Genomic DNA, 13,802 nt, shown 5'->3' with positions numbered 1-13,802 from the left:
GACTCTTAGAAACAGCCCCTTTTTGTTATTTTCTGCGCGCTACTGGATATTATACTGAAGCAGCACCAGCAAGAGCAGCAGCACAGCTTCCAGCAGCTCGTTCAGCGCGCCGTATACGTCGCCGGTGAGTCCACCGAGCCGGCTGCAGATTCGGCGCGCAGCCAGGGTGCCGCAGATCCATGCGGCACCCGGCAGCAGCAGCACGGCCGCCAGCGGGAGCGGCCAGGCTGCTGTGCCGCCGAGCGCCGGCAGCGCGCCGGCGGCAAGCGAGAGAAGCGTGGCGCTGAGCAGCGCGCGCTTCTCGTGCAGGGGCGGCAGGCCGGCGAAGCTGCCGGCCAGGCCTTCCCCGGCGCGGGCGAGCGGCCAGCGTCTCATCGCCCGCACCATGAACCAGCGGCTCCAGATCAACGGGAGCAGCAGTAGCGGCAGCTCGAACCAAGAGCTGCCTTCCAGCAGGGCGGCCAGCAGCGATACCTTCAGCAGGAGCAGCAGCACACAGGCCAACACGCCCATTGCCCCTACTCTGCTGTCCTTCATAATCTCCAACATACGCTCCCGCGGACGGTAGCTGAGAAGCGCATCAGCACTGTCCATCCAACCGTCAAGATGCAGACCTCCGGTGAGACCTACCCACAGAATCAGGGTGATCACCGCAGCAGGCAAGGGCGGCAGCAGAAGTGCAGCGGCGGCAGCACCTCCGGCGGTACAAAGACCAATCGCTGCACCCACCAGCGGATAATAAACAACACTGCGTTTCAACAACTCAGGGGAGAAGTCCGGCTGGCTTCTTACCGGAAAACGCGATAAAAATTGAAAAGCCGCCGCTGCGGCATCCCTGTGCTCCCTCATATCAAGTACTCTCTGGTTTTTAGTTCTATCGCGATGCCGGCTGTGACCAGAAATACCTGATCGGATTGACGGGCAAGACGCTGGTTCATGCGCCCTGCCAGATCCCGGTAGAGCCGGCCAAGAGCATATTCGGGGACTATCCCGTTCCCTACTTCATTAGTGACCATAATAAGAGGTCCCTTAAAGGACATCACGCTTTGCTCCAGACGACTAATTTCCTGCTCAATAATCTCCTGTCTGTTCTCATCATCTTCAACAGATAAAAGAACATTGGACAACCAAAGGGTAAGGCAATCCACGAGTACCGCTTTATTCCCTGAAAGCCGATCCAGAATTCCCGGCAAATCATAAGGCTCCTCAACCGTCTCCCAAGGATATTCCGCATCCGAACGCTGCTGCCGGTGCAGAGCAATTCTTTCTTTCATCTCCTGATCAAAAGCTTGAGCCGTCGCGATATATAGAGCCTGGTCAGCTAGTGACATCGTCAACCTCTCGGCAAAGCTGCTCTTCCCGCTGCGAGCCCCCCCTGTTACTAGGCTTCTCATTGATTTCCAATCTCCGCCCCGGATACTCCCGCACTTTCGAAAGTCGCCATTTCGTTCATGATATGGGATACGGCATCTATTAAATGCAGACACAGAGCCCCTCCGGTTCCTTCACCCAACCGCAATCCCAAATCCAGCAGCGGTTCAAGTCCTAGCCGCTGCAGCATCAAGCGGTGTCCTTGCTCCCCTGAGACGTGTGCTGAAATCATATAACTGATGGATTCAGGTGCTAATGCCCGTGCTACCAATGCCGCCGCCCCGGAGATGAACCCGTCAAGTACAACCGGCACACGGTTGGCGGCGGCGCCCAAAATGACACCCACCAAGCCAGCAATCTCCAGTCCTCCCACCTTGGATAACACATCGAGCGGATCAGCAGCATTAGGCTGATTAATATGTAACGCTTGGCTCACAACTCTGATTTTGTTACGCAACTGGGCGTCATCAATGCCTGTTCCCCTCCCGACCGCCAGCTCAGCAGATACATTCTCAAAGGCACATAGAATCGCAGCACTCGCTGTGGTATTTCCAATCCCCATCTCTCCTGTGATAAACAGTTCAGTCCCATTCTGTACCGCTTCCTCAGCTACCTTCACACCGACCAGCAAAGCCTGAAGCGCTTCATCCCGACTCATTGCCGGTCCAATAGCCATATTATCGGTTCCCATGCGAACCTTCCGAGCGATAAGATCAGGGTGGCTCAGTTCTCCGTTGATGCCGATATCAACAAACTGTACTTCGGCATTGCCCTGACGGGCCAATACGTTCACTGCGGCTCCGCCGGTCAGAAAATTATACGCCATCTGCAACGTTACCTCCTGTGGAAAAGCACTGACTCCCTCGCTGCACACCCCGTGATCGGCAGCCATTACAACTACCGTCCGCTTGGTATAGGATGGTTTTTCAGTAGACGAAATACCTGCAAGCCGGACAGCGAGGGCTTCCAACCGCCCTAAACTTCCCGGCGGTTTAGTAAGATTATTAAGACGAAGAATGGCTTGTTGTGAGGATTTCTCGTCGGGAGCTGTAATTCGACCCGTTATTTCATGAATAGCTGATTGCATTGCAATTCCTCCTGGTTTTTAAGTAGTATTGGGATAATACTGGGGTGATTTATGAGCCAACAGTCAATAGGAAATACCCCGCTCTAAGAAGAGGGGGCATGCAGGTTATATTTCACCTTTCCCTTAGCGGAGCCGGAACCAGCACTATGGAAGGCGCTTAATTCCAGTTTCTTCTATTAAGAATTATAGGTGAAATGCATACAGCTTACAATTATATTTACGGCTCAACACCAAGATCAGTGCTTGACAGCTGAAGAGAAGGACAGAAACTCGTTACGCCCCATAGAGGGGTTTCTTCCTCTATTTCTGTACCCGGCACCCCGTTTGAGCAATTAGAGGGTATTTCGCCCGCTATTTTTGAGAATATTTCTAGGAGCTGAAGACCACTTACACGGTGCAGGAACACGATCTGGCGCTGTCTGCTTTATAACACAGATTAGAGTACAATGAACGTTTGGGTGAACGGGTGATTCGCTGCTTCGGTGATTTAGAGGTAAAGAAGAAACAGCCTAGTTCCCTTGTACCACACCTACAAACAACACCCGAGAAACTACTTCCTACTCTCTTTTACACAAACTTCTTTGACGCTACCAAAACTCAGAGATAATCAGTGAAATAGATGTATTTTGTACACTTATTTCTAGCTTATGACGCTCGGATGGATGGATAGATGTACTTTGTGCAACTAAAAACATGAATATGCCGGTTAAACCTCGGAATACCAAAAAGTAAGTGTATAAAGTGCAATTAAACACCCTAAAGTGTGCTAAGAGAGAAATATAAGTGTACATTGTGCAACTATATATATTGAAAACCATATAGGTAGACGATTTACCGTATTTGTCGCGGATACCTGGGGAGATACTTCTACTCACTCACACAAGTATCTTAACGTTATCTCTTTGGGGCGGTATGCATAAGATTTAGGAATATTCCCCATTTAATCTCAAATTCATGGCGTTTCGTTCAGTATTAGCGGGCATTTTCCTCTCTAATTCGACGATGGACTGGTCCGCAACCCGGATTCGGCTACCAGTAAGGCATAGTTTCCCCAAACCCGGTAAAAACAGCAGGCGAAGTTAGAACGAAATCGTTCCCGGCACAGTGACGTAAACGGAAAGTCAAGCACTGATTTCGAGAAAGGGCCATATTTACTTATTTAAACTTTTATTTTTAACCTTACAAAACCTTTCTGCTTGAGCAAAAATCTGAATGCCAGTTTGTATTTGATTTCTAGTAAGATTAGAGTATCCTAATAAGAAAGTTGGATTATTGGGCTTATCACCAGCAAAATAGTTAGAAGCTGGGTAGACCTTTACACCTTTATGTAAAGCTTGCTTGGCAATCTCCTCTTCAGAGACTTTTGATTCCAGTTCAATTAATAAATGCAGTCCAGCTTCATCTCCAAAGTAGCGAATTCGATCACCAAATTCCTGTTTTAAACTTGCGACTAAACAACTTCTTCTACCCGCATAAAGTTTCCCCATTTTATAGACATGTTTTGCATAGTAGCCTGATTTAATAAATTCCGCTAAGGCCTTTTGTTCTAGTGTAGAAGTCATTCGATCTGTAATCCACTTTATGGCTAAAAAAGGTTCTATAAGTGATTGGGGTAAAATTGCATACCCAATCCGTAGCGCTGGAAATAATGTTTTACTGAAACTTCCTATATAGATCACTCTACCACTTGTATCTAAACCTGCTAGTGCGGAAACTTTCTGACCTACATATCTGTATTCACTATCATAATCATCCTCAATAATTAGAGCATCGTTACTACGCGCCCATCTTAACAGCTCTATTCTCCTATTTAAAGACATAGTGACACCTAACGGGAATTGATGAGAAGGCGTTACATAAACAAGCTTAGTCCGAGGAAGTCCTTTTCTGTTTTCATCATCTTTATTAGGCGTTATTCGGTCTACGCATAGACCCTCGCCATCTACAGCTACTGGTAACACTTCTGCTCCTGAAAAGCTAAAAATTTCTCTTAGTACCGTATGAGAAGGATCTTCTACGACAACCTGCTCACCTTTATGAAGGCATAGACGAGCAAGAATATCTAAAGCTTGGGTGGCACCGGACGTGATAACAATTTGCTCTGGCATCGCCGGTATAGAACGAGTCGAGCGAACTAAACGTGCAATTTCTTCTCTTAGATGGTATGTGCCCTCTGCGGGTCCATAAGTTAACATATCAGGAGTCATATTCCGACACGCTTCTACCACGGACTTTTGCCAACGATCCATTGGGAATGCACTCCAAGCCGGAACTCCGTGACGGAAATCATAAGGCACCGAATGTGTTACACCTAACAATCCTGAATAAGGAGAACTTAATTCTGCCATAAAATCAGGTGCGTTTATGAATTCGTCAAATCCTTCTTCTTCATTCACAACAAGTTTTGAAGCGAATAAACTAGCGGCATTTTCGGCAACAAATGTTCCGGCTCCTTTACGCATTTGAATATAACCTTCAGCTTGCAACTGTTCGTATGCGTTAAGAACGACTGTCCGAGAGACTTCTAGTTGATTGGCCAGCAGTCTTGAAGGAGGAATAGGATCACCTGAATGCAAAAGCCCACTTATAATAGCTGAACGAATTTGCTCGTACACTTGTCTACTTAAAGGAATTGGTGTTCTCTTGCTAAGAGTTATTAATAATTCTTGTCGCACCTGAGTTTTCTCTCCCCTGTACCTTCTATAAAAAGTCTCGGGTTAACCCACCGGAGCCTTACAAAATTATACATCATTTAAATAATATTATGCATAAATTCCATGTAAAAAAAAGGTTTATCAAATAAGTTTGACAATCAATGCGACGAGTACAGATAGGCAAATAACACCAAAAAAAGGCATCTTACCCCATAACACTAAGAGTAGGGCAGTAAGACCAGCAGAGGTTCCAACAAAAGGATCAGTGTCATCTACTTTGAAAATGCCTGGTATAGTCAAAGCACATAGAACAGATAAGGGTAAGAAGTTTATAAATCCATTATTTCCTTGCTCGACCGGCTTTATTTTTAAGAGATATAAAGGGAAAACACGAAGGATAAATGTAATGAATCCCATTAGAATAATTACGATGATTATAATTTCACTTCACCCCTTGGTGTATCTGAAGGATCCATCTTTTCACGCGTTTTTTTGCTTTTTCTTGAAACAAAACTTCCTATACCTGCTCCGATAAGCATTGCAAAGAGGACTGTAGCATTGCCTAGATAGGGAGCTAGCACCCATGAAGACATTGTTGCAGATAAACCTATCATTAGATTTTGTCGAGTTGCTTGCAGCTGTGGCACAATTAGGGCAATCAGCAAAGCGTACAAAGAAGTATTAAGTGCTGGTAGAATAAAACTTGGGATCAGTTCAGCCAGCATAATTCCTATCCAAGTTGCTAATAGTGTAATTACGTAGGGCGGTAATTCAAGACCAATTAAATAGGCGGGAGGATGTTCGCCTTTCAGTTCTTTATTTCTTTTTGACATTACTCCTACAGCATAGACCTCTTCGGTAAGTCCGAACCCAATCAACGATCTTTGAATGACATGTAAAGATTTTGGAACCTTCTGTGAAAAAGACATACTTATAAATAAATATCTTAAATTGATGATAAATGTTACTAATAAAATAACCGGTGCAGCAGCACCCGCAGCTAGAAGTTTTGCACCAATAAATTGACTGGCTCCAGCATAAACAAAAGCAGAAAGTAAAAATACCTCCCAACTTGACAGCGACATTGCTTTTCCAACAAGCCCGAAAGTAAGACATGCCGGGATGTAGCCTATAACGATAGGAATGGAGTCCACTAAACCTTGTCTGAAAAAAGGGGTATTAATCTTCAATATCTGCATTCGCCTCCCGCCCTTCAATTTGCTCCATTCGGAATGGTTGAGAGCGATTTCCGGTATGTATAAAAGCCATTTCATAGCAACCATTTGGAATGAATGGTTGAAGCAGATCTAGCAGTAAGAAAGTAGTTGCTTCTACCAATACCCGCGCTTGTGGATGTACCGCTTCTACAGTAAATAACATCTGTCTGGAGTTTTCTGTAGTTTTGAGTCTGTCACTCTGTCGCCAATTCCAACGACGTGAATGAGCATGGTTTGACTCGTCAGCATAGATCACCTCGCCTTCTTCTGGATAACTCACATCTCCAGCCTTGCCAATCGGTATATACATTTCAGTTCCAGTGGCTCTTCGGATAGTTAATTCTTGGATTCCTTTAATATCACAACTTGCAACCGGTAATCGGCTTTTCAATGAAACTGCATTACATAAATCAACTAGGCTATGAATACGAGGCAAAGAGCCCTGATCTAGCACTCGTTTAATTAAAGATTCAACTGCGCAGGGGTATTTTGCCGGTTTTGCCCCAAATTTGCTATACACTGTTCGCCAAGCCGCAATGGTCGGGACCTCCCCCACCTTATCTTTCGAAAGTCCGGATTCTAATAATTCTGTCTCCATATGTTCTAGAAGCGAAGGTACATTTAACTCCGAAAACGGCTCAATCGTTTCTACCCTTGGAACTACAATTAGTCCAACGTAAAGATCGGGAGCCATAGCAAAAACTTCTGAACTAAATTCAACACGGAATAGATCTCTCTTTTCTTCGTTCTTCATACATCCAATTCTCCTCCTGACTTTATTTCCTGGACACATCATAACTTTTTCATTAAAAGTAAGAAATGACCAATTATGAGTTTTGTAACCATACCAATTTAATAGAAAAAAGCAAAACAATCGCCCCCCCTTAAAGAAGCGCTCGCTTTGCTAATTTGATTTTTAATAACTATTAGGTTACATTCCCTACTTCATGAGGTCATTCTTCTCGCCGGTAGCACCCTCATGAAACGTTCGATTCTATCCAGCGCTTCGGCTAACTTCTGTTGAGAAACGGCATAGCAGCAGCGGATATATCCTTCTCCACCCGCTCCGAACACATGGCCCGGTACAGCAGCTACTCCCGCTTCCGTAAGCAGTTGCAAGCTGAATTCTTCAGAACTCAGGCCGGTTCCAGCAATAGAAGGAAAAGCATAAAAGGCACCCTGTGGTTCATGGCAAGGCAGTCCAATCTCCCTTAACCCATCTATGAAAAAAGCTCTCCGCTGATTATAGCTGGCCTTCATCTCATCCTTCTCCGGGAGGCCGTTCCTTAGGGATTCAATCCCGGCAATTTGACCCAGAACCGGTGCGCACATCGCTGTATATTGATGAATTTTCAGCATGGCCGCCAGCAGTTCCCGATTACCGCAGGCATAGCCGATTCTCCAGCCGGTCATGGCAAAAGCTTTTGAAAAACCGCTGATGACTATCGTCCGCTCCTTCATCCCGGGCAGGGAGGCTATGCTGGTATGCGTATGATTATAAGTAAGCTCAGCATATACTTCATCCGATATGACGATCAAATTGTTAGCTTTGACAATCTCCGCAATCGGCAGCCAGTCTTCGTAGGTCATCACTGCACCTGTCGGGTTGTTCGGAAAGTTCATCATCAGTATCTTGGAGCGTGGAGTGATAGCCTTCTGTAAAGCTTTCGCCGTAAGCTTGAATCCCTCCCGTGCACCAGCTTCAACTTCAACAATAACGCCCCCGTTCAAATGGGTGATCGGTGAGTAAGCAATGTAGCTTGGAGCTGGAATAATTACCTCATCACCGGGAGATATAAAGGCCCGAAGAGCCAAATCTACAGCCTCACTGCTTCCAACCGTAACCATAACCTCATGGGCAGGTTCATAGCGCAGATGAAAGCTATTGTGCAGATATCGGGCGATTTCTTCCCTCAACTCGATTAAGCCTGCGTTCGGGGTATACCCCGTCTCACCGTTGTTCAGTGCACGAATACATGCCGCTCTGACATGCTCCGGCGTTACAAAATCGGGTTCGCCCACCCCGAGTGAAATCACATTCTTATTCCCGGAACTGAGTTCAAAAAAAGCCCGTATACCTGAAGAAGGTATCTCCCGCACACGCGGAGAAATCCGATCATTTAGCATGCTTTCGCCCCCTTGATAGATTTCCTCTGTAATTAGACCACTCCGAACGCCTGCTTTCATGATTAGCACCTCTCATCCCATTAATTGCCGTGCAACCCTGCCAATACACGCGATACCCTTGCGGATGTCCTCGTCAGACACTCTGGAGAAACCAAGCCGCATCGTATGCTGACCCCCGCCATCTGTGAAGAAGATATCACCCGCTGTAAAAATAACCCCCTGCTCGCGGCAAGCTTCCAGCAGCACCCGTACATTAAATCCCTGCGAAAAGGTTACAAAAAGATGCAGTCCACCGTCCCCTGACAAGGTCGTAAAGGGTACATACTCCTTACAGCATTGTAAAGTTAACTCATATTTCCGTTTATACTCCGAACGGGCCCTTTTGAGATATTTTTCCAAATTTCCATTGTACAAATATTGATACAGGATCGATTGATCCAATGTTGAGGTATGAATGCTCTGGGCCCGCTTGATGCTTTCCAAATAATAAATCAGTTCCTGATCGGCCAGAATCCACCCTATGCGCAGTCCGGGAAAAAGAACCTTGGAGAAGCTGCCAAGATACACGACACTGTTGCCCCCGCCTGCCGTTGCAATTAACGGAGCTACATGCGATCCTGAATAGCGCAGCTCCTCGTTGAAACCGTCCTCTATGACCGGTACTCCGTATTGACTCATCAGCTTCATAAGCCCTTGTCTTTTCTCAGGGGACATAACAATCCCGGTCGGATTATGATAGGAAGGGACAAAGTAGGCACAATCATATGCACCTTCAGACAACGCTTTTTCGAGCTGCCCTAAATGAATGCCATCGCGTTCCATGGGGATTCCTGTAATCCCGAAGCCATGTAGCTTGAGATTCTTAATCGCCGTGTGGTGAGTCGGATTCTCGCAGATGACCGTACCGTTCTTCCGGCTTAACGCAGACAATACCAGATTAAAACCCTCCGTAAATCCATTGGTAATTAAAATATCCTTACCCTTCATATCCACGCCTTTATGCTCCATATATTGCTGCAAGTACTCTATCAGAGGCTTATACCCTTTGGCATAACCGTAGTTAAGCAGAATGTTCCCTTCTACTGACATACGGTCCAAAAAGGCCCTCTTTACATTATCCAAGTCGAAAAGGCTCTCGTCGGGTGCAATGCTGGTAAAGGAAATGGTACCCTTTTCCGCACGGATGCCGCGCTTCATAATATCTAGCTCCTCGGCCAACCGCGCATGCCCGTTCATTCGGGATTTCCAATCGATGTTCCAGGAGGAAGCAGCTTCGCTGCCGGGTGAAGTAGAGACTGCATAACTCCCTTGTCCTTGAACTGTATAGGCGAAGCCGTCATCCTCTAGACCCGCGTAAGCAGAAATGACCGAATTACGGCTAACCTTTAACAGTGTGGCGAGCTCTCGTGTTGAGGGGAGCTTCTGATTGTCCTGCAAGGCACCCTTTACTATAAGATTCTTCAAGTAATCCTTCACTTGGATATAGACCGGACGCCCGGTAATGAGCTTGAAATCTTTAAACATTAGAACATCGCCCCCACAACTATCATGGCACAGACCGTCACGTAAAAAAAGAACCACCGCCTCGGATATTTCATCCGGCTGTGGTTCTTTAGGGGAGATTATCTGTTTTCTCTAGTGGATTAGTGAACACAGGTCAAATGCTTCACTCCGAGCATATCCGCTCAGCAGCCCACTGTCCGTTACAGACTGTAAGCTCTATCACCGTTACAATGCCCGGCTGCGGAGCAGGAGCGTTACGGAACGTGAGACCGGGTTGGGTTCGCGCCAAGAGTTGGCGGATGACACCGCCGTGAGTCACAATTAGGACTCGCCGGGAGCATGGCTGTGTGAATGTTGATGTTACGCTCTCCTCTTCTGCAGCTTGAACAAGCTCCAGTAGAAAGCTGTCCACTCGTTCTTCGAACCTCTTCCATGACTCACCGTTAGGCGGTGTAACCGCCTTGGGATCATCCAACCAGTTTCGATACAAGCTACTACCCTTCAACTGATCATAAGTTAGGCCTTCCCAATCCCCGAAGTTCATTTCACGCAGCCGATTGTCGTAGACTGCCATCTCCCTAAGAGCAGGCATACTGCAGGCTAGAGTCTGGCGGCATCTGGTTAAGTCACTGCTATATACGCGCCAAAAGTCTTCCAACCCTTCGGAATTCCCTTCCTGCTGAGCGAATTGCTCCATACTGCCAGGGAGCAGCGGAAGATCTGTATGACCCAAATAACGCCGCTCTACGTTCCATTGGGTGCTTCCATGACGGAGAAGTACCAGTTCAAGCTTTAGGTTAGGTTTCATAATATTTGTAATCAACCTCCGAATCCTATCCATGCTATTGCTGCGCACAAACCAACAAAAATGGAGGAGCAGAGCAGCATCATGCGTGAGGTACGGAGAATATCCTCCGGCTCCAGGGGGCGTGTCGGATCACCCATGTAGGCTCGAAAGGAACGGACACCGTGGTACACATTTTCGCCTCCAAGACGGATGCCAAGAGCCCCCGCTACTGCAGATTCCGGATATCCACTGTTAGGGCTGGGATGAAGACGGGCATCCCTCCTTACCGTTCGGAGAGATCTAACCCAATCATACCGCAGAAGCCGGGAACATAATACGAGCAGCAGCGCCGTAATTCGTGCTGGAATCAGGTTAGCGACATCATCAAGGCGGGCGGATGCCCAACCTAAATCACGATACTTATCATTCTTGTAGCCAACCATCGAATCAAGTGTATTCACCGCTCGATAGGCCATGGCAAGCGGCGCCCCGCCAAGGAGAGCGTAGAACAACGGTGAAGTAATAGCATCTACTATATTTTCCGCTACCGTCTCCACCGTACCGCGAACAATCTCCGGGCTGTCCAACTGGGTAGTATCTCGGCCTACGATCATACCCACTGCTCGACGGGCAGCCGGTAGATCTCCCTTGCGCAGCTCGGAGTAGACTGCCATCCCCGCATCCTTTAAGCCTTTGGAGGCAATGGTTGTAGAGATCAACCAGGCCTCGGCCGCCCACATGAGCCAAGGTGATATCAAAGATAGCAGCCATAGCAGCACCGCTGTTAGTGCCCAAGCGCCACCCACAACGGTTAGCGGAAGCAGGATTCCTGCTGCCCGCAGACTTCGCTGCCGGGTGACGAAGCGGCGAATGACCTTCTCTATGGCAGTGATAGCCTTGCCCATCCCTATGACCGGATGGGGGAGGGAACGAGGGTCGCCTATCCATCGGTCAATCCCATAGGCTGCCAGCAAAATCATAGAGAATATCACAGCTTCTCACCTTGAGATAATCCCTGCTTAACTGTTGTACTCATGAATTGTAGTTCCTTGACTTAACCGATTGAAGGCTTGCCGTCACCGCAGAGTAGACAAGCCGCCCGATAGCGCCCCCCAGATCGGTGGCCGTTCCGGCGTATACATGCTCTGCACGGTATCGATTATTCTGACTCACTCCAAGCACAATCGCATCCGTAGTTGTCCCCGTGGCTACTAGCCCGTTCTCAGGGTCAGTAATACCCAAATCGGCTAATGCAGCAGCCTTAGCTTCGACTGCTGTCATGACAGCATTAACCATCGCTGCCGGTGTCAGGCGCCCATCAATGCCCAGCATGATATTAATAGTGCCTGGGCGATAAACTGCAAGCACATTACGTTTTACACCGGCGCGCGCCGCATTTCCGGCGGCAGCGGTTACGCAACAGAAGATACCGGCAGAGCCTGTGTCTTCTTCGGCTACCGCCGCATGCACCAGGGGCACAGCGGTCATCAGTCCCGCACAACTGGATAACGGATAGCCCCATTCTCCCAGCTTATTTTCCATATCCCGAACAGGATCGCTGCATTCATAATCCCGGTTGACAAATAAATTGACGGCCCGTTTAAGCCTGACCATACCTCCGCCATACACAGCACTTGATAGACCATCCGCCTCTTCCGGAAATTCCAGTTCCAGATGGTCTCCCTTCAGCGTAAGCGTAAGTCCTGACCACACCTTAGAGTGATAAGAAGATAACGTTTCTTTTTCCTTAGGTTCAAACGGTAATATGATTTCACTCATTCCGTACCCCGCCCTCTCTCATTCCTATTCTATCTCCTGTTTCCTCTGCTATAATCTCCCCCATACGCTGGAGCAGACGTGAGCAATCTGCAGCGTTTTTGACAGCAACACGAATATGCCCCTTCCCAAGACCGGGGTACATGGCACAGCTGCGCACTAGAATGCCGCTTCGGCCGAGCAAGGTCTGCATCTTCTCAGCACTCCAGGGTGAGGGCAAACCGCATAGTAAAAAGTTAGCTTCCCCCGGCGGTATCTCGCACCCCAGCTTCAACAATCCCTGCCTCAGCTTGGCACGTTCCGAAATAATCAGGGTGCGTGTGCGCTTCTCATAATCATGTCCGCTCGTAAGGCAGGCTTCTCCTGCCAGGAGCGCCAAGCCGTTCACACTCCAGGTGACCTGTTTGCCCGTCATGGCTGCCGCAAGCTCCGGGTGGGCAATCGTAAACCCAAGTCGCAGTCCGGGAATCGCGTAAAACTTTGTCATCGACCTTATCAGAATCGTATGCCGGTATTGCTCCAGCTCCGGCAGCAATGAATTCCGCTCCGCTTCAGGAATGAAATCGATAAAGGCTTCGTCCACCGCCAGATAGGTTCCACAGCTCTCGGCCTTTTGTGCCAGCAGTCTAAGATCTGCCAAAGAATATTGGATGCCATTAGGATTATTAGGCTGTCCGAGAAACAGCAGCTCTACCTTCTCCAACAGTCCAGAAATCATATCAACATCGGCCCTATAGCCTTGCTCAATTGTGCCGTACACAGACAGCACCTCGGCACCGAACTGCTCTGAGAGCTGTCGATACTCAGAGAAACAAGGTTCCACAATACCTACGGTACGGGGAGTGAGAGCCAGCAGCAGCAAAGCCATAGATTCTGCAGCCCCGTTACCCACCGTTAACCAGCTGCTATCCGTTCCAAGGCTGTCAGCCAGCAGACGCTTTAACCGACGGTGCCCCGGGTCTGGGTAGGCAATAATTGAGGAAAGCGAATTCTGCAACAGTTGCAGTACTTCAGGCGGCGGACCCAGCGGGTTAATATTGGCGCTAAAATCGAGAAATCTGCTATTTTCGTTCCCATAAAGCTCCGCCGCAGTCAATAAATCTCCGCCGTGGCCATATTTTTCAAGCATAACCGCACTCCCTTATCTCCGTACTCATTCATCCTATGTAAAACCATTGCCCTCATTATTGCTTCATTTCCGGAAGTACGTCAATGATTCAGCGCTTCTCTTTTTGTGAATTCAACTCTTTTAGTTTACAATAAATGCTGTATTCAAACAT

Annotated in this window: 13 protein-coding genes; all 13 read right to left on the bottom strand. The window is 47.9% G+C overall.

What is annotated here, in order from left to right:
• Positions 1 to 39: 39 nt before the first annotated feature.
• A complete protein-coding gene (cobS, locus tag J2T20_RS23650; RefSeq protein WP_307592155.1) occupies positions 40 to 849 on the bottom strand; it encodes an adenosylcobinamide-GDP ribazoletransferase in 810 nt (269 codons plus the stop codon).
• Entirely contained in the window at positions 846 to 1,394 is a 549-nt protein-coding gene (gene cobU, locus J2T20_RS23645) for a bifunctional adenosylcobinamide kinase/adenosylcobinamide-phosphate guanylyltransferase (protein WP_307592153.1), read from the bottom strand. Before cobU ends, cobS begins: the two co-directional genes overlap by 4 nt.
• Positions 1,391 to 2,458 carry a nicotinate-nucleotide--dimethylbenzimidazole phosphoribosyltransferase gene (gene cobT, locus J2T20_RS23640; protein WP_307592152.1) on the bottom strand — a complete coding sequence of 356 codons (1,068 nt, stop codon included), beginning with the start codon at positions 2,456 to 2,458 and terminating at the stop codon, positions 1,391 to 1,393. Before cobT ends, cobU begins: the two co-directional genes overlap by 4 nt.
• 1,151 nt (positions 2,459 to 3,609) lie before the next feature.
• On the bottom strand, positions 3,610 to 5,133 hold the full coding sequence (gene pdxR, locus J2T20_RS23635; RefSeq protein ID WP_307592151.1) for a MocR-like pyridoxine biosynthesis transcription factor PdxR: 1,524 nt from the start codon (positions 5,131 to 5,133) through the stop codon (positions 3,610 to 3,612).
• Positions 5,134 to 5,253: 120 nt separating this feature from the next.
• A complete protein-coding gene (locus J2T20_RS25875; RefSeq protein ID WP_373457850.1) occupies positions 5,254 to 5,529 on the bottom strand; it encodes an AzlD domain-containing protein in 276 nt (91 codons plus the stop codon).
• A gap of 17 nt (positions 5,530 to 5,546) precedes the next feature.
• Entirely contained in the window at positions 5,547 to 6,311 is a 765-nt protein-coding gene (locus J2T20_RS23630) for an AzlC family ABC transporter permease (protein ID WP_307592150.1), read from the bottom strand.
• Positions 6,292 to 7,083, bottom strand: a complete 792-nt coding sequence (locus J2T20_RS23625; protein WP_307592148.1) for a B3/B4 domain-containing protein — start codon at positions 7,081 to 7,083, stop codon at positions 6,292 to 6,294. Before J2T20_RS23625 ends, J2T20_RS23630 begins: the two co-directional genes overlap by 20 nt.
• A 191-nt stretch (positions 7,084 to 7,274) precedes the next feature.
• Positions 7,275 to 8,456, bottom strand: coding sequence for an aminotransferase class I/II-fold pyridoxal phosphate-dependent enzyme (locus tag J2T20_RS23620; protein WP_307592180.1), 1,182 nt, complete (start codon positions 8,454 to 8,456; stop codon positions 7,275 to 7,277).
• Positions 8,457 to 8,528: 72 nt separating this feature from the next.
• The gene (locus J2T20_RS23615; protein ID WP_307592145.1) at positions 8,529 to 9,980 is read right to left on the bottom strand and encodes an aminotransferase-like domain-containing protein; all 1,452 of its coding nucleotides are present in this window, start codon (positions 9,978 to 9,980) and stop codon (positions 8,529 to 8,531) included.
• Between the two features lie 142 nt (positions 9,981 to 10,122).
• The gene (locus tag J2T20_RS23610) at positions 10,123 to 10,767 is read right to left on the bottom strand and encodes a histidine phosphatase family protein (protein WP_307592143.1); all 645 of its coding nucleotides are present in this window, start codon (positions 10,765 to 10,767) and stop codon (positions 10,123 to 10,125) included.
• Between the two features lie 11 nt (positions 10,768 to 10,778).
• Positions 10,779 to 11,738: an adenosylcobinamide-phosphate synthase CbiB gene (gene cbiB, locus J2T20_RS23605; RefSeq protein WP_307592142.1), complete on the bottom strand. Its 960-nt coding sequence runs from the start codon at positions 11,736 to 11,738 to the stop codon at positions 10,779 to 10,781.
• Between the two features lie 40 nt (positions 11,739 to 11,778).
• Positions 11,779 to 12,525 (bottom strand): adenosylcobinamide amidohydrolase, encoded by a 747-nt coding sequence (locus tag J2T20_RS23600; RefSeq protein ID WP_307592140.1) that lies wholly within the window; start codon positions 12,523 to 12,525, stop codon positions 11,779 to 11,781.
• Positions 12,518 to 13,651, bottom strand: coding sequence for a pyridoxal phosphate-dependent aminotransferase (locus tag J2T20_RS23595; protein ID WP_307592138.1), 1,134 nt, complete (start codon positions 13,649 to 13,651; stop codon positions 12,518 to 12,520). The genes J2T20_RS23600 and J2T20_RS23595 overlap by 8 nt, the downstream gene beginning before the upstream one ends.
• Positions 13,652 to 13,802 lie beyond the last annotated feature (151 nt).

Origin of the sequence: Paenibacillus wynnii, assembly GCF_030812855.1 — a bacterium.
Classification (GTDB): Bacteria; Bacillota; Bacilli; order Paenibacillales; family Paenibacillaceae; genus Paenibacillus_AQ; species Paenibacillus_AQ wynnii_A.
This window is presented reverse-complemented; position numbering and strand designations above follow the sequence as displayed.

Coding starts and splice junctions, on each gene's coding strand:
- cobS (WP_307592155.1), bottom strand. CDS start 849: ATGAGGGAGCACAGGGATGCCGCAGCGGCGGCTTTTCAATTTTTATCG.
- cobU (WP_307592153.1), bottom strand. CDS start 1,394: ATGAGAAGCCTAGTAACAGGGGGGGCTCGCAGCGGGAAGAGCAGCTTT.
- cobT (WP_307592152.1), bottom strand. CDS start 2,458: ATGCAATCAGCTATTCATGAAATAACGGGTCGAATTACAGCTCCCGAC.
- J2T20_RS25875 (WP_373457850.1), bottom strand. CDS start 5,529: ATGGGATTCATTACATTTATCCTTCGTGTTTTCCCTTTATATCTCTTA.
- J2T20_RS23630 (WP_307592150.1), bottom strand. CDS start 6,311: ATGCAGATATTGAAGATTAATACCCCTTTTTTCAGACAAGGTTTAGTG.
- J2T20_RS23625 (WP_307592148.1), bottom strand. CDS start 7,083: ATGAAGAACGAAGAAAAGAGAGATCTATTCCGTGTTGAATTTAGTTCA.
- J2T20_RS23620 (WP_307592180.1), bottom strand. CDS start 8,456: ATGCTAAATGATCGGATTTCTCCGCGTGTGCGGGAGATACCTTCTTCA.
- J2T20_RS23615 (WP_307592145.1), bottom strand. CDS start 9,980: ATGTTTAAAGATTTCAAGCTCATTACCGGGCGTCCGGTCTATATCCAA.
- J2T20_RS23610 (WP_307592143.1), bottom strand. CDS start 10,767: ATGAAACCTAACCTAAAGCTTGAACTGGTACTTCTCCGTCATGGAAGC.
- J2T20_RS23600 (WP_307592140.1), bottom strand. CDS start 12,525: ATGAGTGAAATCATATTACCGTTTGAACCTAAGGAAAAAGAAACGTTA.
- J2T20_RS23595 (WP_307592138.1), bottom strand. CDS start 13,651: ATGCTTGAAAAATATGGCCACGGCGGAGATTTATTGACTGCGGCGGAG.